Annotated in this window: 3 protein-coding genes; 2 read left to right on the top strand and 1 reads right to left on the bottom strand. The window is 70.6% G+C overall.

The features are described 5' to 3' along the window. Positions 1–27 precede the first annotated feature (27 nt). Positions 28–288, bottom strand: a complete 261-nt coding sequence (locus AB0M20_RS40910; RefSeq protein WP_364306631.1) for a YciI family protein — start codon at positions 286–288, stop codon at positions 28–30. Between the two features lie 49 nt (positions 289–337). Here AB0M20_RS40910 and AB0M20_RS40905 point away from each other — a divergent pair, with 49 nt between their 5' ends. Together AB0M20_RS40905 and AB0M20_RS40900 are read left to right on the top strand one after the other, a co-directional pair. Further along, positions 338–994: a Crp/Fnr family transcriptional regulator gene (locus AB0M20_RS40905; RefSeq protein WP_364306629.1), complete on the top strand. Its 657-nt coding sequence runs from the start codon at positions 338–340 to the stop codon at positions 992–994. Then, positions 991–1,716 carry an MBL fold metallo-hydrolase gene (locus AB0M20_RS40900; RefSeq protein WP_364306627.1) on the top strand — a complete coding sequence of 242 codons (726 nt, stop codon included), beginning with the start codon at positions 991–993 and terminating at the stop codon, positions 1,714–1,716. Before AB0M20_RS40905 ends, AB0M20_RS40900 begins: the two co-directional genes overlap by 4 nt. Positions 1,717–1,913: the final 197 nt, after the last annotated feature.

The following is a 1,913-nucleotide window of genomic DNA, read 5'->3' as shown; positions in this document are numbered from 1 at the left end:
GGCCGCCGCGCCACCCCGTCCCCGCCCCTATTGCAGAAACGGCTGCCACTGTCTGATGTGGAGAAGCTCGACGCCGGGAGTGGCCAGGTAGGGGTCGGCCGCGAGCACCGCCTCGACCGTCTCCCGGTCGGGCGCATCCATGATGATCAGCGCCCCGTCGTCGCCCGCCAGCGGCCCGGCCATCCGGACCACGCCGTCGCGGTGCAGCGCCGCCAGGCGGGTGCGATGGGCGGGGCGCGCGGCCAGACGTACCGGATCCGGGCTGAAACCGAGTTCGATGACCCACATGCCGACACGCTACGGCGGCTCCACCGCGAGCCGCTGTATCAATGGCTACATGACTTCGTTGAGGTCCATCCCGGCGCTGCGAACACTCGCTCCCGCCGAACTGGCCGAATGGGCCGGGCGATCGCGACCCGTGCGATTCCCGGCGGGCGCCGTGCTGCGGGCGGCCGGCGAGAGACCGCGGCATGTCGTGCTGCTGCTGTCCGGCACCGTGGCGGCCGGTCACGGCGGCACCGGCGGCGTTGACACGCTGCCCGAGCGGTGGGCCGGCCCGACGATCGTGGACAAGGCGGCGGTCCTCAGCACCGAGCCGCCGGCAACCGGGCTGACGGCGATGACCGCGATCTCCACGCGGCTTCTCCCGTGTGCCGACTTCGTGCGACTGATGGGGGAGCAACCCGCAGTCCGCGATCACGTGCTCGCGCACCTGGCTCGCGATGTGCTGACCGGCAGGCGCCGGCTCGCTCAGGCGGCCACCCTGCCGGCGGTGGCCCGGGTCGCCGTCTGGCTGAGGGAACAGAACCCGGACCGGCGCGTCGCCTGGGCGGGCTCTCAGGAGCAGCTGGCCCGGATGCTCGGCCTGAGCCGGGTCACCGTGAACCGGGCGCTGGCCCGGCTCAGCAGGTCGGGTGCCGTCCGGCTGACCGCCGGCGGAATCGTCGTCGCCGACCGGACGCGCCTCGACGCGGAAATCGAAGGGAAGTCATGAGCGTGCTGCGGCATCTCGGCGGCCGGGTGTGGCTCTTCCCGCACGATCCTGACCCGGCCCGGGTGCAGGGCTGCGTCGCGGTGATCGCCGGCGACGACGGCAGCGTTCTCGTCGACGCCGGCAACAGCCCGGCCGTGGCGCGGCAAGTGCAGGCGGCCGTCGCGACCGCCGGTCTGCCCGCCCCGCGCCGGCTGGTCTACACGCACCACCACTGGGATCACGTCTGGGGCGCCTGCGCCTGGCCCGGTCTGGAGATCGTCGGCCATCGCGCCGGCGCGGCCATCCTGCGGGCCGAGGCCCGCAAACCGTGGAGCGAGGCGTACGTGCGGGAGATGGCCGCCGCCAACCCACGACTGGCGGCGAGCTGTGCCGCACGCCTGTCGGCGATGGCCGGGCAGTGGGACGACTTCGCCGTCCGCGCGCCGCACACCGAGTTCGACGACACGCTCACGCTGCCCGGCGGCGTCGAGGTCCGGCACGTCGGCGGCGGTCACGCCGAGGATTCCACGGTGGTGGCGGTGCCGGACTCGGGGGTGCTGCTGCTGGGTGACTGCTTCTATCCGCCACCGCTGCATCAGCGGCAACCGGGAGACCGGCTCGACCTGGAGCTCGTCCACCGGCTGCTCGCCGACTACCCACCAGATCGGTTCGGGTGGTACGCCGACAGTCACGACCACCCGAAGCCCAGCACCGACCTGGACGACATGTTCAACGAGGGTTGATGCAGAAGGTGAGCTGCGCTGCCCTCTGGAACCATTGGTAGGCGGCTTCGGGGATCGCCTCCGTGTTCGCGAACACGACGCTCTGCCGGGTGCCGTCGGCGGCCTGCGCGAGGCTCAACGTCAATAAAGATCAAAACTGGAGGTCTTTTTATATGCAATATAATACTACAAAATATATAGACGAAAATCAAGATAAT

Origin of the sequence: Actinoplanes sp. NPDC051633, from assembly GCF_040681735.1 — a bacterium.
In the GTDB taxonomy this organism is placed as follows: domain Bacteria; phylum Actinomycetota; class Actinomycetes; order Mycobacteriales; family Micromonosporaceae; genus Actinoplanes.
Note: the sequence above shows the minus strand (reverse complement) of the source record. Positions and strands in the feature narration are given on the sequence as shown.